Source organism: Desulfuromonas acetexigens (assembly GCF_900111775.1).
Classification (GTDB): domain Bacteria; phylum Desulfobacterota; class Desulfuromonadia; order Desulfuromonadales; family Trichloromonadaceae; genus Trichloromonas; species Trichloromonas acetexigens.
On the sequence record NZ_FOJJ01000003.1, the window covers coordinates 63,848 to 84,752 of the forward strand.

The following is a 20,905-nucleotide window of genomic DNA, read 5'->3' on the forward strand; positions in this document are numbered from 1 at the left end:
GCAAGATCGATTTTTACTCGCCTTTAACCTTTGTCCTTTAGCCTTTATCCTGCCTTTCTAACAAACGTACTGGATCTGCAACCGCTCCGCTACGCCCCGGTCGGTGGCGACCAGGGCGTCGGCGCGTCCGACGGGCAACGACGAGTTGCCGATGGGGGCCATCAGCTTCCGCAGTTCCTGATCCATGGCCAGAAAGTAGTTGACGATGTTCTGCGCCGCCTTTTCCGGGTCGAGACGATGGACCAACCGGGGCTCCTGAGTGGTGATGCCGACCGGGCAGAGGCCGGTGTTGCAGGCATTGCAACGCCCCATCTCGTTGCCAATGCAGCCGGCCATCTGCAGAATCAGCTTGCCGGTGAAGACACCGTTGGCGCCGAGGGCGATCATCTTGAAGGCATCCGCCGCCAGATCGCCAGCGCGGCCGAGACCGCCCGCCGCCCACAGAGGGATCTGGCCCTGGCGCCCCTGGCTGACGGCGGCCAGGTAACAGTCGCGCAATTTGGAGACGATGGGATGGCCGGTGTGGTCGAGGGAGACCTCATGCGCCGCGCCGGTGCCGCCGTCGATGCCGTCGAGGAAGAAGCCGCCGACGATGTTGTAGGGGTCGCGCACCAGGTTGTTGAAGACGCTGACGCTGGTGGCCGAGGCCGCGACCTTGATCGCCACCGGCACCCGGAACTTGAAGGCGGCGTTGAAGGAGAGGAACATCTTCTGCACGCTCTCCTCGATGGAGTAGAGCCCCTGATGGTTCGGCGGGCTGAGCAGGTCGGCCTTGGGCACGCCGCGAATGGCCTGGATGTGCTCGGCGACCTTCTGCGCCATGAGCAGGCCGCCGTCGCCGGGCTTGGCCCCCTGGCCGATCTTGATGAGAATGCCGGCGGGATCCTCGACCATGTGCGGCATGGCCTTGACGATGCGGTTCCAGCCGAAATGGCCGGAGGCGATCTGCAGAATCATGTATTTCAGATATTTCGACTTGAGCAGGCGCCCCGGCATGCCCCCTTCGCCGCTGCACATGCGCACCGGCAGACCGCATTCCTCGTTGAGATAGGCGGTGGCCATGGCGACCGCTTCCCACATGCGCCAGGAGAGGGCGCCGATGGACATATCGCCGATGACCACCGGATAGATCCAGCGCACCGGCGGTGCCTGGCCATCCGGCTGCAGTTTGCCGTCGGTGCCGATTTTGAAGGGGAGCTTGCCCGGCGGCATGATGCGGCCGAAGGGGGCGAGCAGATCAAAAGTATGGCGCTGGGCGTCGAGGCTCGGGTCGGTCATCTGGGAGATGCGCCCGACCCGCAACTTATCCAGGGTGCGGGTCCCAGCTTCAAGGTTCTTGCGCCCGCCGCGTTTGACGGAATCCCCGGCCACGCAGCGGGTGACGATGGGGTGGCGGGTGTCGGGGTTACGCGCCGGCGCGATGGCGTCGTTGGGGCAGACCTTGGTACAGATGCCGCAACCCCGGCAATACTGGGTGAGATTGCGCACCTGGCGGATCACCGGCACCGCCGAGAAACGCTGCTTCGGCTCGGGCAGATCCCCCTCGGAAAAGACCATGCGCCGACGCTCGACCTTGGGCTCGATCGCCCGGAAGGAGCAGGCCGCGACGCAGGAGCCGCAGAGGGTGCAGCGGGAGGCGTCGTAGCGAATGACCCAGGGCAGGTCGTTGGCGGTGATATCCTGAACTTTTACTGTCTCCATCTGTGCACCTCCAGCTGATTATCGATCACCACCGTTTCCCGCTCGTGGGGGTAGATATCCTTCTCCCAGTTCCGCTCCGGCAGGATTTCGTTGATGCCGCAAACCTCCGAGGAAATCACCACGGTGTCGGCGTCGCGGCCGACCACCACCGGCCGCAGCTTCTTGGTGTCGCAGCAGGTGAAGAGGGTGTTGTCGGGCAAGACACCGATGATGGTATTCGGCCCGTTGATTTCCAGATGCGCCAGGGACTGGCGGATGGCCAGAAGCGAATCCCGGTCCTCGCGGCCGTCGATCTCCTCGAAGGGGAGCGGCGTGATGACGTGCTTGTAGTAAGAAAGCGGCCAGCCGAGGTGGCGATGGACGTAATGCAGGCTGTAGAGAAAACACTGGGAGTCGGACTCGAAACCGATGTAACCCCGGTGCAGCTTGCGCTGCAACTCCACATTCTTGAGATAAAAGGTGTTCTCGCCGTTGGCCAGGGCGGTGTAGCCCTGCAAAAAGAAGGGATGGGCGGCGTAGCGGACGATGTCGTAATTGGTATTCTGCCGGCACTGGGCGGTGATGACCCGGGCGGTGAAGCGGTCGTTGGGCTCCCAGAGCTTGAAATAGGTGCCGATATCCTTGGGATCGCCGATCTCCTTGAGGGTCACGACATCCGGCCAGAAGGAGTAGACGTAGCCCTGGTCGTCCTGTTCCAGCGCCCGACGGAGCTTCAGGCGCATGTCGAGGAGCAGGTCTTCCTTGGTCTGGCGATCTTCCTTTTTGTAGAACTTGGGGTAGTCGTAGGTCTGGAAGATGTAGTTGGGCATGGCGTTGATATCGAGCCCGGGTCGGGGATCGGTCTCCGGCATCCACTGCATCACCCGCTGGAAACCGGCGGCGTGGAGCATGTCCTCGGCGATCCGCACCCCTTCGTTGGTGCAGGCCAGGGAGAGAGTCGGCAGATGTTTGTAGGGCTCGAAAATACCGCCGAGGTCGTGCATGACCATGGCGAAACCCGAATTGTCGTGCCCCTTCTGCTGCGACTGCATGAGCAGCAGGGCCTGACTGGGGTGAACGTAGTTACGGCTTTTGATGGCTCCGATACGACACATGGGCAAAGTCTCCTGTGCGGGCGAGAGGACGGGGGCGACAACTCAATCTGGCCATCGACCGGGCGCACGGTGAACATATGCAAAAAAATATCCAATCATCTAAAATTTTTTCAGAAGAAACCGCACTGAAACATTTAATGGCTGTTATTATTAGATTATTTATTGATAGGAAGAGTTGAAAACAACCCACGAAAGGAGAAATAAGCCCACTAACGGCCTGAATCAATTTACTCATTCAATGTATTTTATTACTTGATAAATCGCGCGCTCCGTCGCCGAGAACTTCTCCGCCCCGTTCGCCGACATCCCGATTTCGGCAACAAAAAAGCCCCCTTCCGAGTGGAAGAGGGCTTTTTTGTTGCCGCGGAGAGCGGAGATCAGATCATTTCAACCCAGCCGTGTTGGTCGGGAAGTTTGCCGTACTGAATGCCGGTGAGCATGTCGTAGAGCCTTCCGGTCAATTCCCCCATCCGGCCGTCGCCGAGGGTCACGGTGCGGTCGCGGTAGGTGAACTGGCCGACGGGGGAAACGACCGCCGCCGTGCCGGTACCAAAAGCTTCCTTGAGGCGGCCGTTGCCGGCGCCTTCGAGAATTTCATCGACGGAAAGCGCCCGCTCCTCGACCTGAAGCCCAAGCTCCTTGACCAGGGCAAGGATCGAGCGGCGGGTGATGCCGTCGAGGATGGTCCCCTTCAGTGGCGAGGTCACTACCTTGCCGTCATAAAGGAAGCAGATGTTCATGCTGCCGACTTCCTCGACATACTTGCGCTCGACGGCATCGAGCCAGAGCACCTGATCGAAACCGAGGGCCGCCGCCTCCATCGAGGCTTTGAGGCTGGCGGCGTAGTTGCCGCCGGTCTTGGCCTCGCCGGTGCCGCCGGGGGCCGAGCGGACATAGCCGTCGGAGATATAGATCTTGACCGGACTGAAGCCGTTCTTGTAGTAGGCGCCGACCGGGGAGAGGATGATATAGAAGAGATATTTGCTGGAGGGATGCACCCCCAGATAGGGATCGGTAGCGATCATCGTCGGCCGGATGTAGAGGCTGGTGCCGAGGCTCTTGGGCACCCAGTCCGACTCCAGATGAATCAACGTCTTCAGCGCCTTGAGGACGAAATCGACATCGAGCTCGGGCATGCACATGCGCGCCGCGCTGCGATTGAAACGCTCGAAATTGTCCCGGGGGCGAAAGAGAGCGATATTCCCGTCCGGACGGCGGAAGGCTTTGAGCCCCTCGAAGATCTCCTGGGCGTAGTGCAGGACGGCACAGGATGGGTCGAGACTCAGGGGACCGTAAGGAACGATGCGCGGGGAATGCCAGCCCTCGCCGGCATCGTAATCCATAAGAAACATGCGGTCGGTAAAGAGATTGCCGAAGCCCAGCTTCGATTCATCCTCGAAGAGCGACTTCTTCGCCGTCAGGGGCTGGATATCGATATTCATGCGTTCTCGCCTCCGGTCATGACTGAACAAACCTAAGTTTGATGCTTCGCGAAAAGCATCCTGTCGGCCGGCAAAGAAAAAACGCCAATTGCAGCAACGCGGCAGTTGGCGAGATTTTTTGCGACGCCATCACGTTTGGTTTATTATCACAACCGCAACGGTCGGGCAAGGGATTTAAAGGCGCCTCCCGGCGGTCTCCGCCAGGAGGCGTCAATCGACGCCGAGGTCATCCTCGCGGGTCAGGTGGACATCGCCGTAAAGGAGGTTTTTCGCGTTTTCCCGCTCTTCTTCCTGATGAAAACGCCGCACCAGCCGTTCGTATTCGGCTCGCTCCGTGAGACGGTTCGACAGCCGAAAGTCCTGTTCGTGAACCCGCCAGAGATCTTCCATCGACAGACTCCTTCGCCAGAGGGAAAAGGGAATTATTACTTTGGATGGTAGCACCGGCGCGATGTCGGTCAAGGTATTTTTTACCCTTAGTGGTCGTTTTTTATTCATATCAAAAAATGCGGAGGGCGACCCCCTGGCCAATGGACATAAGCCGTGCTAGAAAATGGGAGTTGCCAAGAAAAGGAGAGCGGGATGACCTATGAAGAACTGCGTAAGGCCCGGGAGCTGTTCGGCCTGGGAGAACGGGCCGGACTGAAGGAGATCAAGGCCCGGCACCGGGTCCTGGTCAAAAGCCACCATCCGGACCGGAACAGCGACCACGTCCCGGAGCGGATCCGGGAGATCAACGCCGCCTACCGGATTTTGACCGAATATTGCGGCAACTACCGTTTCTGCTTCACGCAGGAAGAGTTTCTCGAACAGAACCCGGAAGAGCGCCTGCGCCGGCAGTTCGCCCAGGATCCGGTGTGGGGCGGGAAGTGACGAAAATCAGCTGATCAGCTCGAAGAGCTGGGTGGCGTCGTTGAAGTTGTAGATTTCGCCGGTCTCGATGATGTAATGCCAGCCGTGGATGTTGAGCTTGCCCTGGCGATAGCGCTCGGCCACATAGGGATAGGTCAGCAGGTTTTTCATCTGCACCAGCACGTTGACCTGCTCGGTAAGCCACTCGCGCTCCTCGGGAGAGTCGCCGGTCATCAAGCGATCGACCCGGCCCTTGACCTCCCGGGACACTTCCAGCCACTTGCGCACATGGGGCAAATGATCGAGCCGTTCCGGCGGCAGATTGAGGGCGGCGCAACCGCCGCAGTTGGAATGACCGCAGATGACGATGGTGTCGACTTCGAGGGCAAGGACGGCATATTCGATGACCGAGGTGGTGGCGACGTACTCCTCGGTCTGGCGGTAGGGAGGGACGATGTTGGCGATATTGCGAACGATGAAGAGTTCACCGGGATCGGTCTGGGTGATGAGATTGGGCACCACCCGCGAATCGGAGCAGCCGATAAAGAGCGTGTGCGGATTCTGTTTACGGCAGATATCCTGGAAGAGCTGGCGGTGGCGCTCGAAATCTTCCGCCATAAATTTCATGTAGCCGTTGAACAGTCGTTCCATCGCGCCTCCCGGAAAAGAAACCAGAGTGATTTACTGGGCGTTCTCTTCGGGAAAATAGCCGGGCCGGGGCAGGCTGTCAAGCCTCGAATCCCGACAGCTCAATGAGCCAGCCCGAGAAATTGAAGAGCCGTCTCCAGTTCGCGGTTGACGATCTGCTCCCAGCGAATGCCGAAGGACTCCAGTTCCCGCAGGGCCACCTCGAATTCGCCGACCCCCTGGGCGATATGGGCGTCGCTGCCGATCGTCACCGGCGCTCCCAACTCAGCGCAGAGGCGGATGATCTCCCGGCAGTTGACGCAACTTCCCTTGCGGCTGATGACGAAGGAGGAGTTGTTGATCTCCAGCGCGGTGCCGGTGGCGACGCTCCCCTCCACCACCGCGCGATGGTCGATGGGGAAATTGGGGTTGCCGGGATGGGAGATGACCTTGACCCGGGGGTTCTCCATCACCGCCAGGAGCGCCCGGGTGTTTTCCGCCACGCCCCGTCCGTCGAAACCGCAGTCCTCGTGGAACCCCGCCATCACCAGATCGAGACGCTCCAACAGGTGCTCGTCGAGATCGAGCCGCCCGACCCCGAGAATGTTGGCCTCGATACCGCGCAGCACCCGCACCCCGTGCAACATTTCGGGGATAAAGCGCAAAGCGGCAAAGTGATAGGGATGGGGCCCTCCCGGCAGAGCCGGGCCATGATCGGTCATGGCGACCATGCGCAACCCCCGCTGGGCCGCCTCCATGGCGATCTCGTTGATGGTGCTGTAGGCATGACCGGAAGCCAGGGTATGGACATGCAGATCGGCCTGGGGATGGTGCGGATACGCCATGAAAATGCCTCCCGGATGAGTCGTGAGAAGGCGTATACATAACACAGCTTGTCGGAAATGACCAGTCTCCCAAGATGAAGATGCGCGCAAATGCCTTGTCGGCCGGGGCGGGGCGTGATATTTATTGTAGTCTTGCTTAAACCTCGCATTCGACAGGCCAGCCATGCAAACCACCGACATCTCCCCGCAAATCACCCGCCCCGCCCGCTATCTCGGCGGTGAACTGGGGAGCCTGCGCAAAGACCCCGCGACCGTGGAACTCACCGTCGCCCTGGCCTTCCCCGACGTCTACGAAGTGGGGATGAGCCACCTCGGCCTGGCGATCCTCTACCATCTGCTCAACGCCCGGGACGGCATCGCCGCCGAGCGGGTCTACGCCCCCTGGCCGGACATGGCGACAGAGCTGCGCACCACGAACCGCCCCCTGACGACCCTGGAATCGGGCCGTCCCCTGGCGACCTGCGACATCGTCGGCTTCACCCTGCAATACGAACTCTCCTACAGCAACGTCCTGGCCATGCTCGACCTAGCCGGCATCCCCCGTCGCCGCGAGACGCGAAGCGCGGAGATGCCGCTGATTCTGGTCGGCGGCCCCTGCGCCTTCAATCCCGAGCCGCTGGCCGACTTCATCGACGCGGCGGTCATCGGCGACGCCGAAGAGGCTCTGGTCGAAGTGGCGCAGGCGGTGCTGGCCGCGAAACAGGCGGGGGAATCCCGAGAACGCCTGCTTGAACGCCTGGCAGCCATCGAAGGGGTCTACGTCCCCTCTTTTTTCGCCGTCGACTACCAGGCGGACGGCCGCATCGCCGCCATCCGTCCGCTACGGGAGGGCTACGTTAAAGTCCGCCGGCGCTTTCTCGCCGATCTCGACGGCGCGCCCTATCCGACCCGCCCCATCGTCCCTTTCATGAACACCGTGCACGACCGGGTAGCGGTGGAAATCGCCCGCGGCTGCACCCGCGGCTGCCGCTTCTGCCAGGCCGGCTACATCTACCGGCCGGTGCGGGAACGAAGTCCGGGGCGCATCGTCTCGATCATCGAGGACTCCCTGGCCCATTCGGGCTACGAGGAAGTCTCCCTCCTCTCCCTTTCCACCGGCGACTTCACCTGCATCGAGCCGCTGCTTAAAGAGCTGATGACCCGCCATGCGGATGACAAGGTGGCGATCTCCTTCCCCAGCCTGCGCGTCGGCTCCCTCACCGAAGGATTGATGGAGGAGATCAAGAAGGTGCGCAAGACCGGCTTCACCCTCGCCCCGGAGGCAGGGAGCGAACGCCTGCGGCAAAGCATCAACAAGGGGATCACCGAAGCGGATCTGCTCGATACCACCCGCAGCGCTTTCGCCCTCGGCTGGCGCATCATCAAGCTCTATTTCATGATGGGCCTGCCGACGGAAACGGATGCCGACCTCGACGCCATCGTCGATCTGGCGGGCCAGGTCAAGCGCACCGGCAAGGGCACGCCCGGCGGCGCCGACGTCAATGTCGCGGTCTCGACCTTCGTCCCCAAGGCGCACACCCCTTTCCAGTGGGAAGCGCAGCTTGGCATCGACGAAACCCTGCGCCGTCAGCAACGACTGCGCGACGGCCTGCGCCAGAAGAAATTACGCCTGAAATGGCACGACGCCCGCCTCTCCTTCATGGAGGGGGTCTTCGCCCGGGGGGACCGCCGTCTCGGCGCGGTGCTGGAACAGGCCGTGGATCGCGGCTGCGGTTTCGACGGCTGGCACGAGCACTTCCGCTTCGACGCCTGGGAGGAGGCCTTTGCCGCCTGCGCCATCGAGCCGACCTGGTATCTGCGTGAGCGAATGGAAGATGAAATCCTCCCCTGGGAGCACATCGACTGCGGCATCCCCAAGAGCTTCTTCGCCGCCGAGCGTCGCCGCTCGCGGGGGGGCGACCCCACCCCCGACTGCCGGGGGGGCAAGTGCCACGGCTGCGGCATCTGCGACTTTGAAACCTTACGCATGCGTCTGATCGACGATGTCCACATGCCGCCGCGCCCACCGGCCCGGGAACAGTTCACCCCCGACCAGGAAGGACGCTACCGGCTGCGGTTGCGCCTCGCCAAGGACGGCCGGGCACGGATGATCTCCCATCTCGAATTCATGAACGTCGTGCAGCGGGCGGTGCGCCGGGCCGGACTCCCCCTGCGCTTTTCCCAGGGCTTTCATCCGGCGCCGCGCATTTCCTTCCCCGACGCCCTGCCTACCGGGGTGGCGAGCGATGCCGAGATCATCGACCTGGAACTCTATCGTCCGGTCGAGGCCGAGGAAGCGGTCCTTGCCCTCGATGCCCAACTTCCCGAAGGATTGCGGATTCTCGCGGGCGCCCTGGTCGACTGGCGCACCCCGGCGCCGGCCACCAGCATCGCCGCCTCCGTCTATCATGTGCGTCTGCCGTCACAGCCGCCGGCCGATCTGGACGACCGCCTCGCCGCCTTTCTTGCCGCCGAGCATGTGCCCGCGCTGCGTGACAAAGGGGACGGCCGAAGGGTCGAAGTCGACCTGCGGCCGGGCGTGGTGGAGCTCAAGCGGCGGCAGGGTGAACTGATCCTGACCCTGGCCAAAGGCAGCCCGACCCTGCTCGCCGGGCACCTGCTCGGCCTGGAGATCGATCAGGCGCGCCGGCTCGACATCCGCAAGACCGACGTGCGCCTCGTTGAAGGCGCGGCGGGGGCCGGAAGCGAAGAAAAATTTCACTGCGAACCACTATAGAAATACCGAGCTTTTCCTATTCATCTTCAGACAAACGGAGGTCCCATGGCCAAGGAACTGGTCATCAACACCACCTCCCACGAAACCCGGGTCGCCCTGCTGGAAAGCGGCCACATCGCCGAACTCTACATCGAGCGCACCCGGGAACGGGGGATCGTGGGCAACATCTACCTCGGCAAGGTCATCCGCGTGCTTCCGGGCATGCAGGCGGCCTTCGTCGACATCGGCCTGGAAAAGGCCGCCTTTCTCTATGTCGCCGACGTACTCGACGAAATGGAGGCGGTCGAGCAGTTCATCGAGGGGGGCAGCTCCCACGCCAAGCCCGAGGACGACGGCGGCAAGCCGGAACGCCCGCCCCTGCCGCCGATCGAGGATCTGCTTCAGGAAGGGCAGGAAATCCTCGTCCAGGTCGCCAAGGAACCCCTCGGCACCAAGGGCGCCCGCATCACCTCGCACATCTCCCTCCCCGGGCGGCACCTGGTCTACATGCCGACCGTCGATCACATCGGCATCTCGCGGCGCATCGAAAACGAAGAAGAGAAGGACCGCCTGCGGCGCATCGTCGAGGAAATCCGCCCCTTGGGCACCGGCTTCATCGTGCGCACCGCCGCCGAAGGCAAGAGCGAAGAGGATCTGCGCGCCGACATGCAGTTTCTCGTCGGGCTCTGGAAGGAAATCGCCCAGCGGCGGGAAGATCGTCGTGCCACCTGCCTGATCCACTCGGATCTCGACGTCACAAGTAAGGTGCTGCGCGACATCCTCACCGAAGACGTCAGCCGCATCGTCGTCGACTCGCAGGTCGAATACAACAAGATCGTCCGCTTTCTCGGCACCTTCATGCCCAAGTTGCAATACGTCATCGAGCTCTACGATGAAACCGAGCCGATCTTCGACGCCTTCGGCCTGGAAGTGGAGATTGCCCGCGCCCTGGGGCGCAAGGTCTGGCTCAAGAGCGGCGGGCACATCATCATCGAGCAGACCGAGGCGCTGACCGCCGTCGACGTCAACACCGGACGCTTCGTCGGCAAGCACAACCTGGAAGACACCATCCTCAAGACCAATCTCGAAGCGGTCAAGGAGATCGCCTTTCAGCTGCGCCTGCGCAACATCGGCGGTCTGATCATCATCGACTTTATCGACATGGAAAAGGAAGTCCACCGGGAAAAGGTCCACTCGGCCCTGGAGGAAGCGCTGAAAAACGACAAGGCCAAGACCAACATCCTCAAGATTTCCGAGTTGGGCCTAGTGGAGATGACCCGCAAGCGGGTACGGGAAAGCATCGGCCGCACCCTCTGCGAGCCCTGCCCCTATTGCGAGGGGAAGGGCTACGTCAAGAGCCGGGTCACCACCGTTTACGAAATTTTCCGCGACCTGCGCCGGGAAATTCCCGGGCTGCCCGGCAGCCGCCTGAGCCTGCTGGTCCATCCGGACATCGCCGCGCTCCTTTACGATGAAGAACGCGCCGGCATCGAGGAACTGGAGCAACTCTTCGCCAAACAGATCAGCATCACCGCCCGTCCCGGCTATCACTTGGAAGAATTCGAAATCGTCATGGAATAAGATTCCCCTTGACAGAGGCGGAGCCGGCAAATATAGTGCCTTTTCGTCTTTAAAGGACAACAAACCGAGAGCGAGGTGAATTGCATGTACGCGGTAATCAAGACCGGAGGAAAACAGTACAAAGTTTCCGAAGGAGACCTGCTGAAGGTCGAGAAAATCGAAGGTGAGGTGGGTAGCACCATCGAGCTGAGCGAAGTCCTCATGGTCGGCGGAGAAGAGGTTAAAATCGGGACACCTCTATTGCCTGGCGCGAAAGTCAGCGCGCGCATCGTGGAGCAGGGCAAGGACAAGAAAGTCCTCGTCTTCCACTCCCGGCGCCGGAAGACCCAGCGCAAGATGTATGGACACCGTCAACCGATCACCCGCCTGAAGATCACAGGCATCGAGGCTTAAGGAGGCTTACCCATGGCACACAAAAAGGGCGTCGGCAGCTCCAAGAACGGCCGCGACAGCGCCGGCCAACGGCTGGGTGTGAAGCGGTTCGGTGGCCAGCAGGTCACCGCGGGGTCGATTCTGGTCCGCCAGCGCGGCACCACCTTTCATCCCGGCAACAACGTCGGCTGCGGCAAGGACTACACCTTGTACGCGCTGATCGACGGCGTGGTCAAATTCGAGCGCAAGGACAAGCTGCGCAAGAAAATCAGCGTCTACACCGCTGAGTAACGGCCCGCCGGCGGAGTCGCCGAAAAACTCGAAGCCCGAGGTTCGTCTTTTAGAACTTCGGGCTTTTTTCTTAATTACCGGCTACGGCCAGGCAAGTAGTGATCATGAAATTCGTTGATGAAGTCAAAATCCATGTCAAGTCCGGCGATGGCGGACGCGGCTGTCTCTCCTTCCGCCGCGAGAAGTTCATCCCTCTGGGTGGTCCCGACGGCGGCGACGGCGGCAATGGCGGCAACGTCTGGTTCTGCGTCGACAGCGGCCTGTCGACCCTCCTCGACTTCCGCTACAAGGTCCATTACAAAGCGGAGCGCGGCGCTCACGGCATGGGTAAGAACCGTCACGGCAAAGGCGGCGAGGATCTCTTCATCAGCGTCCCCCCCGGTACCCTGATCTACGATGACGACAGCGGCGAACTGCTCGCCGACCTCACCGCCAAAGATCAGCAAATGCTGCTGCTCAAGGGGGGCATGGGCGGTCGCGGCAACGCTCGCTTCATGACCAGCACCAACCGCGCCCCGCGCCACACCCAACCGGGAATGCCGGGGGAGGAGCGCAATCTGCGCCTGCAACTCAAGCTGCTCGCCGATGTCGGTCTGGTCGGCATGCCCAACGCCGGCAAATCGACCCTGATCTCCTCCGTTTCGGCGGCGCGGCCGAAGATCGCCGACTATCCCTTCACCACGTTGATCCCCAACCTCGGCGTGGTTGCCTACGGCGGCTATAAATCCTTCGTCATGGCCGATATCCCCGGCCTCATCCAGGGCGCCAGCGAAGGGCACGGCCTCGGCACTCGCTTCCTGCGCCATGTGGAGCGGACCAATCTCTTTCTGCACCTGGTCGACGCCTCTTCCATGCAGGAAGGGGATCCCATCGAAAATTTCGAAATTATCAACCGCGAGCTGGAGCGGCACGATCCCGAACTCCTCGCCAAGCAGCAGTTCGTGGTGCTGACCAAGCAGGACATCACCGAGGTCCGCGAACGCCTGAGCGAACTGGTCCCCTACTTTGAAGCGAAAGGCTACCGGGTTTTCCCCCTCTCCGCCGCCACCGGCGACGGCACCCGGGCGCTGGTCGAGGCCGTCGGCCTGGAGCTGGAGCGCCTGCGCCGGGAAGGGGCGCCGGAGGATCCGCCGGAGCTGCCTTGACAGCTCTTTCGCCGGAAAGGTAAGATGGCGCCCGCCGTCCGCCGGAGCCCTTTTATCACGAGACAAGCCACCCCGATCATGCGAAAAAATCTCCTCTCCCATGTCAAGCGCGTCGTCGTCAAGGTCGGCAGCGGTGTCCTTTCCAACGGCGACGGCCTCGACCGCCGGGCCATCGACCAGCTCAGTCGGGATATTGTCGAGCTGCGCAAGCGCGGCTACGAAGTAGCGCTGGTCTCCTCCGGGGCGGTGGCCGCCGGCAAGGGGGATCTCGGCATCGTCGGCCGCCCCCGCACCATTCCCCTGAAACAGGCCGCCGCCGCCATCGGCCAGAGCCGCCTGATCAGCTTCTACGAGGAGGCCTTTCACCGGCACGACCTCAAGGTCGCGCAAGTACTGCTGACCCGGGACGACCTCGCCAACCGGCGCCGCTATCTCAACGCCCGCAACACCCTGATGACCCTGCTCGACTACGACGTGCTGCCGATCATCAACGAAAACGATACGGTCGTGGTCGACGAGATCCGCTTCGGCGACAACGACAATCTCTCGGCCATGGTCACCAATCTGATTGAAGCCAACCTGCTCGTCATCCTCTCGGATGTGGACGGCCTTTACGACCGCGACCCCCGCGACAATCCCGAGGCCCGGCTGCTCCATGAAGTACCGCGCATCACCGAGGAGATCGAGGCGATGGCCGGCGGCTCCGGCAGCGACGTCGGCACCGGCGGCATGGCCACCAAGGTCCGGGCGGCCAAGCGCGCCGCTCTCTACGGCGTCGGCACGGTCATCCTCAACGGCCGCGAGGCGGGGATGCTCGGCCGGCTCTTCGACGGCGAGCCGATCGGCACCTACTTTCTCCCGGCCAGCAACCGCATGGCCGCGAAAAAACACTGGATCGCCTTCACCAAGAAGCCGCGGGGCAAGCTGCTGCTCGACAGCGGCGCCGTGACCGCCATCGTCGAGCGCGGCAAGAGCCTGCTCCCCTCGGGGATTCGCGGGGTCGAAGGAGGCTTCGACCGGGGGGACGCGGTGCGGCTGTGCGGCCCGGACGGCGAGGAATTCGCCAAGGGGGTGATCAACTATTCCCTGGCCGAGCTGTTGCGCATCATGGGCAAGAAAACCTCGGAAATCGAAACGATTCTCGGCTATAAATATGGGGACGAAGTGGTTCACCGGGACAACCTGGTGCTGAAAGACCAGCCCCCCACGCCCGCCGAGGAAAGCTGACCGCAACGCCACGCCCAAGGAGACGACGATGACCATTCGCAACGAGATGCTGCAACTGGCCCGGGAGGCCAAGGAGGCCGGCCGGGTCATGGCCAACCTTTCCTCCGCCGTCAAGAACGACCTGCTCGTGCGCATGGCCGCCGCTCTCGAAGGAGGTTCGGAACAGCTCATCGCGGCCAACGAAGAGGATCTGGCGGCGGCGCGGGAACGGGATCTGGCGCCGGCCATGATCGACCGCCTGGTCCTCGACGAGGAGCGCATCAAGGCCATGGCCGACGGCCTGCGGGAGGTCGCCGCCCTGCCCGACCCGGTCGGCGAGATTACCGGCATGTGGCGCCGCCCCAACGGCATCCAGGTCGGGCGCATGCGCATCCCCCTGGGGGTCATCGGCATCGTCTACGAGTCGCGCCCCAACGTCACCGCCGATGCCGCCGGGCTCTGCCTGAAGAGCGGCAACGCCGTGATCCTGCGCGGCGGCTCCGAATCGATCCATTCCAACACCGCCATCGGCGCCCTGCTCAAGGAAGTGCTGCGGAAAATGCGCCTGCCCGCCGCCGCCCTGCAGGTGGTCGCCACCACCGACCGCGCGGCGGTCCTCGAACTGCTCAAGCTCGAAGAGGAAATCGACCTGATCATCCCCCGCGGCGGCGAAGGCCTGATCCGGTTCGTCAGCGAGAATTCGCGGATTCCGGTGATCAAGCACTACAAGGGGGTCTGTCACGCCTTTGTCGACGCCAGCGCCGATTTCGACATGGCCGAGAAGATCTGCCTCAACGCCAAAGCCCAACGTCCCGGCGTCTGCAACGCCCTGGAAACCCTGCTCATCCACAAGGACATCGCCGAAACCTTCGTCCCGCGCATCGTCGCCGCCCTGCGTCAGGCCGGGGTGGAAGTGCGCGGCTGCGAAGTGACGCGTGCCTTCGCACCGGACGTCACCCCCGCCGGCGAGAGCGACTGGCCCGCCGAATATCTCGATCTGATCCTGGCGGTCAGGGTGGTCGACGATCTCGAGGAAGCGGCGGAGCACATCAACCGTTACGGCTCGCTGCACACCGAAACGATCATCACTCGCGACTACGCCAACGCCCAGCGCTTCATCCGCGAGATCAACTCCAGCGTCGTCATGGTCAACGCCTCGACCCGCTTCTCCGACGGCAACCAGCTCGGCCTCGGCGCCGAAATCGGCATCTCCACCACCAAACTCCACTCCTTCGGCCCCATGGGCCTGGAGGATCTGACCACCCGCAAGTTCATCGTACTGGGCGATGGGCAGATAAGACCCTAGAAACAGTGATTGGTGATTAGTTGTTGGTGATTGGCAAAGACAAAACCAATCACTAATCACCAATACCCAATCACTCTGCGATTTTCATGAAACTCGGCATTCTCGGCGGCACTTTCAACCCCATTCACCTGGCGCATCTGCGGATCGCCGAGGAGGTGCGGGAGGCCCGCGCCCTCGACCGGGTGCTTTTCATTCCCGCCGCCGTCCCGCCGCACAAACCGCTGGTCGGGGACATCCCCTTCGCCCAGCGTCTGGCCATGGTCGAGGCGGCCATCGCCGACCAGCCAGCCTTCGCCGCTTCGGACATCGAAAACCGCCGCCCGGGCAAGAGTTATTCCGTCCACACCCTCGAAGCCCTGCGCCAGGAATATCCCGGCGCCGAGTTCTTTTTCATCATCGGCCTCGACTCTTTTCGCGATCTCTCCACCTGGAAGGAATATCAACGGCTTTTCGAGCTGACGCACCTGGTGGTGGCGGCCCGCCCGGGGGTGGCCGAGGGCGATCCGAAAAGCCTCCTGCCCATTGCCATCATGAAAGACTTCTGTTATAATCGCGCCTCCAATTCGCTGGAGCATCACAGCGGAAATTCGATCTTTTTCGTCGAGGAGACGCTGCTCGACATCTCATCCACCCGGATTCGCCGGATGGTCGCCGAAGGTCGCTCGATCCGCTATCTGGTTCCGGCACCGGTTCTCGACTATATCGACCGCCACGGTCTCTACCGTGGTCAGGAAAGGTTTTAAGCACTTTGCAGTCACCAGATCGGGCCATACTCTGCGCCGCCTATGCCTTGGAAAAAAAGGCCTACAACGTCCGCCTGCTTGAAGTCAAGGGGCTCTCCTCGCTGACCGACTACCTGCTCATCGCCAGCGGCCGTTCCGACCGTCAGGTCCAGGCCATCGCCGAAGGCGTGCGCCTGGGGCTGAAACAGGACCACGCCACCGCCCCCCTCGCCGTCGAGGGGATGAACGAGGGGCGCTGGGTGCTCATCGACTACGGCGACGTCATGGTCCACGTCTTTCAGGAGCCGGTGCGGGACTTCTACGATCTCGACGGACTCTGGAGCGAGGCCGCCGAGGTGACCATCCCCGAGAAGTATCACTGGGAGCGCTCCGCCGCGGCCCGGTGAAGCTCAAACTGATCTGCGTCGGCAAACTCTCCGAGGCCTTCCTCCGCGACGGTGTCGAGGAGTACGCGCGGCGCCTGCAACGTTATCTGCCCTTCTCCTGCCTGGAACTCAAGGAGGAAAAGTCCGGAAAAAAAGCCGACCCCCGGCTCATCCGGGAACTGGAAGGCGAGCGCATCCTCGGGCGCATCCCGCCGGAAGCCTATGTGTTCATTCTCGATGAACGGGGCAAGGCGCTGACCTCGGAAGGACTGGCCGCCTTGCTCGAAGGGCACATGGTGCAAGGGACAACGGAACTGGTCGCGGTCATCGGCGGTGCCTACGGCCTGAGCGACAGGGTCCGGCAACGGGGGGATATGATTCTCTCCCTGTCGGCCATGACCTTCACCCATCAGATGGCGCGGCTCTTCCTGCTCGAACAGCTCTATCGGGGCTGCACCATCATGCGCAACGAACCTTACCATAACCGCTAAAGGGGCTTAGGCCCCGGGAGACGTAGAGAGAGAATGGATGAAGCACAGCTCGAAGCCGCCCGGGAGCGCCTGCTACGCCTGCGCCTGGAAGTCATGCGCGAAGTGCGTAGCGCCGCCGACGCTTCCCGCGAAATGGGGCAGGACGGGGTTCCCGATATCGGCGACATGTCGGCCAACACTTACAGCCGGGACCTGCTCCTCAACCTGAGTGAAAATCAACGCCAGAAGATCCGCGACATCGATGTGGCTCTGGAGCGTCTGGCACAGGGGGAATACGGCATCTGTGCCCGCTGCGGCGACGAAATCGCCCCAAGGCGCATGGAAGTCCGTCCTTTTTCAAGGTATTGCATCGATTGTAAAACCGACGTCGAAAAATTCGGCGAATAGAATCCGTTTCGGGCGGTTCCGCCCCCAGGAGGATGTCATGACCCTGCTTGTCGGCCTTTTACTGATCATCCTGTTCCTTGCCTTCTTCATCTACTTCTCCGGGCTCAACCCCCAAGCAGTCACCATCTTCCTGTACGGCGACCACAGCTTTTCCACCTCGGCGGCGATCCTTGTCATCGGCTGCATCGCCATCGGGTTGTTCGGCGGGGTGCTGGCCAACGCCTACAACCTCTTCAGCTACCAGGTGCGTAACATCCGCAGCACCCGCCGGGAAAAACGCAACAAAGAAGTCGTCGCCAACTATCGCGAAGGCATGACCCGCCTCCTTTCTGGCGACCTGAAGAAGGCCGACGACCGCCTGCAACGGGCCCTCGACCGGGACCCCTCGCGCCTGGAGACCCACCTGGCCATGGCCAGCGTGAAGCTTCAGGAAGGAGAGGCGGAAAAGGCCCTGGCGGTGCTGCTCAAAGCTCGGGAGAAAGAACCGAAAAGCCTGGAAGTACTCTTCAAACTGGCCGCCACCTACGAAGATTGCGCTCAGAACGCCGAGGCCAGCAAGGTCTACGAGGACATTCTCGCGATCGACGCCGGCAACCGCAAAGCCATGCGCAGCCTGCGCGACCTGCTGATAAAACGCAGCTTGTGGAAAGACGCGCTGGAGTTGCAGAAGCGGATTCTCAAAGCCAGCCAGGGCACCCGCCGCCAGGGGGAAGAGCAGGAAAAACTTCTCTTCCTGCGCTATGAAGTCGCTCGCCAGGGACTGGAAGACTCCAAGGGGCAGAGCAAGAACGATCTCAAGGAACTGCGAGACATCGTCAAGGCTTCGCCCAATTTCGTGCCGGCCCGGGTCTCCCTGGGGGATGCCCTGCGCGACCAGGGCAAGACCGAGGAGGCCTCGCAGACCTGGCTCGACGGCTACAAGGCGCTGGGCAAGAGCGTCTTCCTCACTCGCCTGGAAGACCTCTACCTCTCCACCGAGAACCCTTCGACCCTGTTGTCCATCTATCGCTCTGTCGGCAACGAGCGCAGCGAGGACCTGACCTTCCGCCTCTTCTTCGGCAAGCTGCTGCTGCGCCTGGAGATGGTCGACGAGGCCTTCGAGCAATTGCGCGCCATCGAAAACGCCGGGGTCGACACCCCGCAGCTGCGCCTGCTCCTGGGCGAGGCCTATCGCCGCCGCAACCGCATGGACGAGGCGATTGCCGAATACCAGAAGGCCCTGGGACTCGACCCCCAGCTGCGTCTCGGCTTTGTCTGTGAAAGCTGTCAAAATCCCTCCCCCGACTGGCTGAGCCGCTGTCCCAAGTGCGGCGCCTGGGGTTCCTACATCCTCGAAGGTCGTCAGAAGATGGATAAACTGGCCCGTGTTCCCCAGGCGCCAGAAGCCCGCGTCATCCACCACGGAGAGCGCAGCGCATGACCTTGATTGTCAAGCGTCCCCTGGCCCTGGTCATTCTCGACGGATGGGGGATCAACGAAAACTGCGCCAACAACGCCGTCTGCCTGGCCAGGACGCCGTATATCGATGCCCTTTTTAAAGACTTCCCCTCGACCCGTATCGGTGCCTCGGGGATGGATGTCGGTCTGCCTGAAGGGCAGATGGGCAACTCGGAGGTCGGCCATCTCAACCTCGGCGCCGGACGCATCGTCTATCAGGATCTGACCAAAATCACCAAAAGCATTCAGGACGGCGATTTCTTTACCAATCCCGCCTTTGTTCAAGCCATCGACAAAGTTCAGGCGAGCGGCGGCAAACTGCATCTCATGGGGCTGCTCTCCGACGGTGGCGTCCACTCCCATAGCAACCACCTCTATGCCCTGCTCGAACTGGCCAAGGGCCGGGGCCTGCGGGATGTCTGCGTCCATGCCCTGCTCGACGGTCGCGATACCCCGCCGCGCAGCGCCGTCGATTATCTGGCGGAACTGGAAGAACGCATCGCCCGCATCGGCGTCGGCCGTGTCGCCACTATCTGCGGCCGTTTTTACGCCATGGACCGGGACAACCGCTGGGAGCGGGTGGAACGGGCCTACCGGGCACTGGTCCAGGGGATCGGTCAGCCCGTCGCCGACAGCGCCGCCGCCATCGCGGGAGCCTACCAGGCCGGTCAGGGGGATGAATTCGTCGAGCCCCGGATCATTGGGGCGCCGGGAACCATCGACGACGGCGATGCGGTGATTTTCTTCAACTTCCGCGCCGACCGCGCCCGGGAGATCACCCGCGCCCTCACCGAGAAGAATTTCACCGCCTTCCCCCGGGAAAAGACCCCGCGCCTGGTCGACTTCGTCTGCCTCAGCGATTACGACGCCACCTTTGACCTGCCCGTCGCCTTCCCCGCCACCGGCAATCCCAATATCCTCGGCGAGATCGTCGCTCGCGCCGGATTGCGCCAGTTGCGCATCGCCGAAACGGAAAAGTACGCCCACGTCACCTTCTTCTTCAACGGTGGCAACGAGGAACCCTTCGCCGGCGAGGACCGGGCTCTCATCCCCTCGCCCAAGGAAGTCGCCACCTACGACCAGAAGCCGGCCATGAGCGCCCCTCAGGTCGCCGATGAAGTGGTGACACGCATCGCTTCGGGCGTCTACGACCTGATCGTTCTCAACTTCGCCAATCCCGACATGGTCGGGCATACCGGCATTCTGCCCGCCGCCATCGCCGCCATGGAGACGGTCGACACCTGCCTCGGCCAGGTGGTCGACGCCGTCCTCGCCGCTGGCGGCCGCCTGCTGATCACCGCCGATCACGGTAATTGCGAGCAGATGACGGACGCGCAGGGCAAGCCCCACACCGCCCACACTACCAATCCTGTGCCCCTGATTCTGGTCGATCCCGACCTGTGCGGCGCCAAACTGCGCCAGGGCATTCTCGCCGACATCGCGCCGACCCTGCTGCAACTGCTCAACCTGGAAAAACCCCTGGAGATGACCGGCTCCTCGCTGCTCATCCCCTGATGCTCCGACCGGCGCCCGCGGGCGCCGGTTTTTTTTGCGGGGAAACATGGCGCTGCTCACTTACCTCAAATCGGAACTGAGCGGTCTGTTCGATCTCCTGCTGCCGCCGACCTGCGCCTTCTGCCGCGCCGAGGCGCCGACCCCCTCGCCTGCTGGCATCTGCCCAAACTGCCTGACCCAACTGCTCCCTCTCCCTGCCGCCCGTTGCTCCCGCTGCGCCCTTCCCTATCCGACAGAGGCGGGCGGCCCCCACCTCTGCGAAACCTGCCTGCGTCGGCCGCCGGACTTTTCGGGCGTGGTCGCCGTCGGCGTCTATCAGGATCTCCTACGGGAGAGTATCCACCGCTTCAAATACGAGCAGAGCATCCATCTCGACCACCCCCTGGGGACGCTGCTCGCCCAACGACTGGCGATAGAGGCCACGGACTTCCGCCCCGAGCTGATTCTGCCCGTCCCCCTGCACCCGCGACGACTGCGGGAGCGGGGCTACAACCAGTCGCTCCTCCTCGCCCGTCGCCTCGGCAAAGAGTTGCGGGTTCCGACGGAACCCCGGCGCCTGCGGCGCATCCGCCCGACGCCGCCGCAACAGGGACTCCCCCTGGCCGCCCGGCAACGCAATCTGCGCGGCGCCTTCACCCTGAGCGCGCCTTTGCGCGGCGAAAAGATTCTGCTCATCGACGACGTCATGACGACCGGCGCCACCCTGCGGGAGTGTGCCCAAGTCCTCAAAGCCGGCGGTGCCGGTGAAATCCTGATCGCCGTCCTCGGCCGGGCGGCGCGCCACCACTGACCCCGAACCCCACTTACCTT

At 62.6% G+C, this 20,905-nt stretch carries 21 protein-coding genes; 15 read left to right on the forward strand and 6 right to left on the reverse strand.

Features of this window, described 5'->3' with window-relative positions; translation table 11 throughout:
* Window positions 1-57 precede the first annotated feature (57 nt).
* The 4 genes from BQ4888_RS03725 to BQ4888_RS03740 form a co-directional block, all read right to left on the reverse strand.
* Window positions 58-1,701, reverse strand: a complete 1,644-nt coding sequence (locus BQ4888_RS03725) for a glutamate synthase-related protein (protein WP_092053850.1) — start codon at window positions 1,699-1,701, stop codon at window positions 58-60.
* The gene (locus tag BQ4888_RS03730; protein WP_092053853.1) at window positions 1,689-2,795 is read right to left on the reverse strand and encodes a class II glutamine amidotransferase; all 1,107 of its coding nucleotides are present in this window, start codon (window positions 2,793-2,795) and stop codon (window positions 1,689-1,691) included. Before BQ4888_RS03730 ends, BQ4888_RS03725 begins: the two co-directional genes overlap by 13 nt.
* A 377-nt stretch (window positions 2,796-3,172) precedes the next feature.
* The gene (locus BQ4888_RS03735) at window positions 3,173-4,237 is read right to left on the reverse strand and encodes a branched-chain amino acid aminotransferase (protein ID WP_092053855.1); all 1,065 of its coding nucleotides are present in this window, start codon (window positions 4,235-4,237) and stop codon (window positions 3,173-3,175) included.
* A gap of 210 nt (window positions 4,238-4,447) precedes the next feature.
* Window positions 4,448-4,627 carry a hypothetical protein gene (locus BQ4888_RS03740; RefSeq protein WP_092053857.1) on the reverse strand — a complete coding sequence of 60 codons (180 nt, stop codon included), beginning with the start codon at window positions 4,625-4,627 and terminating at the stop codon, window positions 4,448-4,450.
* A 192-nt stretch (window positions 4,628-4,819) separates the two neighbouring features.
* On the opposite strand from BQ4888_RS03740, the gene BQ4888_RS03745 reads away from it, so the two are divergent.
* On the forward strand, window positions 4,820-5,110 hold the full coding sequence (locus BQ4888_RS03745) for a J domain-containing protein (protein WP_092053860.1): 291 nt from the start codon (window positions 4,820-4,822) through the stop codon (window positions 5,108-5,110).
* A gap of 6 nt (window positions 5,111-5,116) precedes the next feature.
* Here BQ4888_RS03745 and BQ4888_RS03750 read toward each other — a convergent pair whose 3' ends face one another.
* Together BQ4888_RS03750 and BQ4888_RS03755 are read right to left on the reverse strand one after the other, a co-directional pair.
* The gene (locus BQ4888_RS03750; protein ID WP_092053862.1) at window positions 5,117-5,740 is read right to left on the reverse strand and encodes a carbonic anhydrase; all 624 of its coding nucleotides are present in this window, start codon (window positions 5,738-5,740) and stop codon (window positions 5,117-5,119) included.
* A 98-nt stretch (window positions 5,741-5,838) separates the two neighbouring features.
* Window positions 5,839-6,561 carry a PHP domain-containing protein gene (locus BQ4888_RS03755; protein WP_092053864.1) on the reverse strand — a complete coding sequence of 241 codons (723 nt, stop codon included), beginning with the start codon at window positions 6,559-6,561 and terminating at the stop codon, window positions 5,839-5,841.
* Window positions 6,562-6,724: 163 nt separating this feature from the next.
* Here BQ4888_RS03755 and BQ4888_RS03760 point away from each other — a divergent pair, with 163 nt between their 5' ends.
* The 14 genes from BQ4888_RS03760 (at window position 6,725) to BQ4888_RS03825 (ending at window position 20,885) form a co-directional block, all read left to right on the forward strand.
* Entirely contained in the window at window positions 6,725-9,277 is a 2,553-nt protein-coding gene (locus tag BQ4888_RS03760) for a TIGR03960 family B12-binding radical SAM protein (RefSeq protein ID WP_092053866.1), read from the forward strand.
* A gap of 45 nt (window positions 9,278-9,322) precedes the next feature.
* On the forward strand, window positions 9,323-10,837 hold the full coding sequence (locus tag BQ4888_RS03765) for an Rne/Rng family ribonuclease (RefSeq protein WP_092053869.1): 1,515 nt from the start codon (window positions 9,323-9,325) through the stop codon (window positions 10,835-10,837).
* Window positions 10,838-10,921: 84 nt separating this feature from the next.
* A complete protein-coding gene (rplU, locus tag BQ4888_RS03770) occupies window positions 10,922-11,230 on the forward strand; it encodes a 50S ribosomal protein L21 (RefSeq protein WP_092053871.1) in 309 nt (102 codons plus the stop codon).
* 12 nt (window positions 11,231-11,242) lie between these two features.
* Complete coding sequence (rpmA, locus tag BQ4888_RS03775) at window positions 11,243-11,500, forward strand: 50S ribosomal protein L27 (RefSeq protein ID WP_092053874.1); 258 nt, start codon at window positions 11,243-11,245, stop codon at window positions 11,498-11,500.
* Between the two features lie 104 nt (window positions 11,501-11,604).
* Window positions 11,605-12,645 carry a GTPase ObgE gene (gene obgE / locus BQ4888_RS03780; protein ID WP_092053876.1) on the forward strand — a complete coding sequence of 347 codons (1,041 nt, stop codon included), beginning with the start codon at window positions 11,605-11,607 and terminating at the stop codon, window positions 12,643-12,645.
* Between the two features lie 78 nt (window positions 12,646-12,723).
* On the forward strand, window positions 12,724-13,872 hold the full coding sequence (proB, locus tag BQ4888_RS03785) for a glutamate 5-kinase (protein WP_092053926.1): 1,149 nt from the start codon (window positions 12,724-12,726) through the stop codon (window positions 13,870-13,872).
* A gap of 28 nt (window positions 13,873-13,900) precedes the next feature.
* Window positions 13,901-15,157 carry a glutamate-5-semialdehyde dehydrogenase gene (locus tag BQ4888_RS03790; RefSeq protein WP_092053879.1) on the forward strand — a complete coding sequence of 419 codons (1,257 nt, stop codon included), beginning with the start codon at window positions 13,901-13,903 and terminating at the stop codon, window positions 15,155-15,157.
* 86 nt (window positions 15,158-15,243) lie between these two features.
* Entirely contained in the window at window positions 15,244-15,900 is a 657-nt protein-coding gene (gene nadD, locus BQ4888_RS03795; RefSeq protein WP_092053882.1) for a nicotinate-nucleotide adenylyltransferase, read from the forward strand.
* A 5-nt stretch (window positions 15,901-15,905) separates the two neighbouring features.
* Entirely contained in the window at window positions 15,906-16,286 is a 381-nt protein-coding gene (rsfS, locus tag BQ4888_RS03800; RefSeq protein ID WP_092053885.1) for a ribosome silencing factor, read from the forward strand.
* The gene (locus BQ4888_RS03805; protein WP_092053887.1) at window positions 16,283-16,756 is read left to right on the forward strand and encodes a 23S rRNA (pseudouridine(1915)-N(3))-methyltransferase RlmH; all 474 of its coding nucleotides are present in this window, start codon (window positions 16,283-16,285) and stop codon (window positions 16,754-16,756) included. Before rsfS ends, BQ4888_RS03805 begins: the two co-directional genes overlap by 4 nt.
* Window positions 16,757-16,789: 33 nt before the next feature.
* Window positions 16,790-17,143 carry a TraR/DksA family transcriptional regulator gene (locus tag BQ4888_RS03810; RefSeq protein ID WP_092053889.1) on the forward strand — a complete coding sequence of 118 codons (354 nt, stop codon included), beginning with the start codon at window positions 16,790-16,792 and terminating at the stop codon, window positions 17,141-17,143.
* A gap of 37 nt (window positions 17,144-17,180) precedes the next feature.
* Window positions 17,181-18,563 carry a tetratricopeptide repeat protein gene (locus BQ4888_RS03815; RefSeq protein ID WP_092053891.1) on the forward strand — a complete coding sequence of 461 codons (1,383 nt, stop codon included), beginning with the start codon at window positions 17,181-17,183 and terminating at the stop codon, window positions 18,561-18,563.
* A complete protein-coding gene (gpmI, locus tag BQ4888_RS03820) occupies window positions 18,560-20,095 on the forward strand; it encodes a 2,3-bisphosphoglycerate-independent phosphoglycerate mutase (RefSeq protein WP_092053893.1) in 1,536 nt (511 codons plus the stop codon). The genes BQ4888_RS03815 and gpmI overlap by 4 nt, the downstream gene beginning before the upstream one ends.
* Before the next feature lie 46 nt (window positions 20,096-20,141).
* Window positions 20,142-20,885 carry a ComF family protein gene (locus BQ4888_RS03825; protein WP_092053895.1) on the forward strand — a complete coding sequence of 248 codons (744 nt, stop codon included), beginning with the start codon at window positions 20,142-20,144 and terminating at the stop codon, window positions 20,883-20,885.
* Window positions 20,886-20,905: the final 20 nt, after the last annotated feature.

What these genes read in the sequence shown, in the direction of transcription:
- BQ4888_RS03725 (WP_092053850.1), bottom strand. Translation starts at nt 1,701, where the DNA reads ATGGAGACAGTAAAAGTTCAGGATATCACCGCCAACGACCTGCCCTGG.
- BQ4888_RS03730 (WP_092053853.1), bottom strand. Translation starts at nt 2,795, where the DNA reads ATGTGTCGTATCGGAGCCATCAAAAGCCGTAACTACGTTCACCCCAGT.
- BQ4888_RS03735 (WP_092053855.1), bottom strand. Translation starts at nt 4,237, where the DNA reads ATGAATATCGATATCCAGCCCCTGACGGCGAAGAAGTCGCTCTTCGAG.
- BQ4888_RS03740 (WP_092053857.1), bottom strand. Translation starts at nt 4,627, where the DNA reads ATGGAAGATCTCTGGCGGGTTCACGAACAGGACTTTCGGCTGTCGAAC.
- BQ4888_RS03745 (WP_092053860.1), top strand. Translation starts at nt 4,820, where the DNA reads ATGACCTATGAAGAACTGCGTAAGGCCCGGGAGCTGTTCGGCCTGGGA.
- BQ4888_RS03750 (WP_092053862.1), bottom strand. Translation starts at nt 5,740, where the DNA reads ATGGAACGACTGTTCAACGGCTACATGAAATTTATGGCGGAAGATTTC.
- BQ4888_RS03755 (WP_092053864.1), bottom strand. Translation starts at nt 6,561, where the DNA reads ATGGCGTATCCGCACCATCCCCAGGCCGATCTGCATGTCCATACCCTG.
- BQ4888_RS03760 (WP_092053866.1), top strand. Translation starts at nt 6,725, where the DNA reads ATGCAAACCACCGACATCTCCCCGCAAATCACCCGCCCCGCCCGCTAT.
- BQ4888_RS03765 (WP_092053869.1), top strand. Translation starts at nt 9,323, where the DNA reads ATGGCCAAGGAACTGGTCATCAACACCACCTCCCACGAAACCCGGGTC.
- rplU (WP_092053871.1), top strand. Translation starts at nt 10,922, where the DNA reads ATGTACGCGGTAATCAAGACCGGAGGAAAACAGTACAAAGTTTCCGAA.
- rpmA (WP_092053874.1), top strand. Translation starts at nt 11,243, where the DNA reads ATGGCACACAAAAAGGGCGTCGGCAGCTCCAAGAACGGCCGCGACAGC.
- obgE (WP_092053876.1), top strand. Translation starts at nt 11,605, where the DNA reads ATGAAATTCGTTGATGAAGTCAAAATCCATGTCAAGTCCGGCGATGGC.
- proB (WP_092053926.1), top strand. Translation starts at nt 12,724, where the DNA reads ATGCGAAAAAATCTCCTCTCCCATGTCAAGCGCGTCGTCGTCAAGGTC.
- BQ4888_RS03790 (WP_092053879.1), top strand. Translation starts at nt 13,901, where the DNA reads ATGACCATTCGCAACGAGATGCTGCAACTGGCCCGGGAGGCCAAGGAG.
- nadD (WP_092053882.1), top strand. Translation starts at nt 15,244, where the DNA reads ATGAAACTCGGCATTCTCGGCGGCACTTTCAACCCCATTCACCTGGCG.
- BQ4888_RS03810 (WP_092053889.1), top strand. Translation starts at nt 16,790, where the DNA reads ATGGATGAAGCACAGCTCGAAGCCGCCCGGGAGCGCCTGCTACGCCTG.
- BQ4888_RS03815 (WP_092053891.1), top strand. Translation starts at nt 17,181, where the DNA reads ATGACCCTGCTTGTCGGCCTTTTACTGATCATCCTGTTCCTTGCCTTC.
- gpmI (WP_092053893.1), top strand. Translation starts at nt 18,560, where the DNA reads ATGACCTTGATTGTCAAGCGTCCCCTGGCCCTGGTCATTCTCGACGGA.
- BQ4888_RS03825 (WP_092053895.1), top strand. Translation starts at nt 20,142, where the DNA reads ATGGCGCTGCTCACTTACCTCAAATCGGAACTGAGCGGTCTGTTCGAT.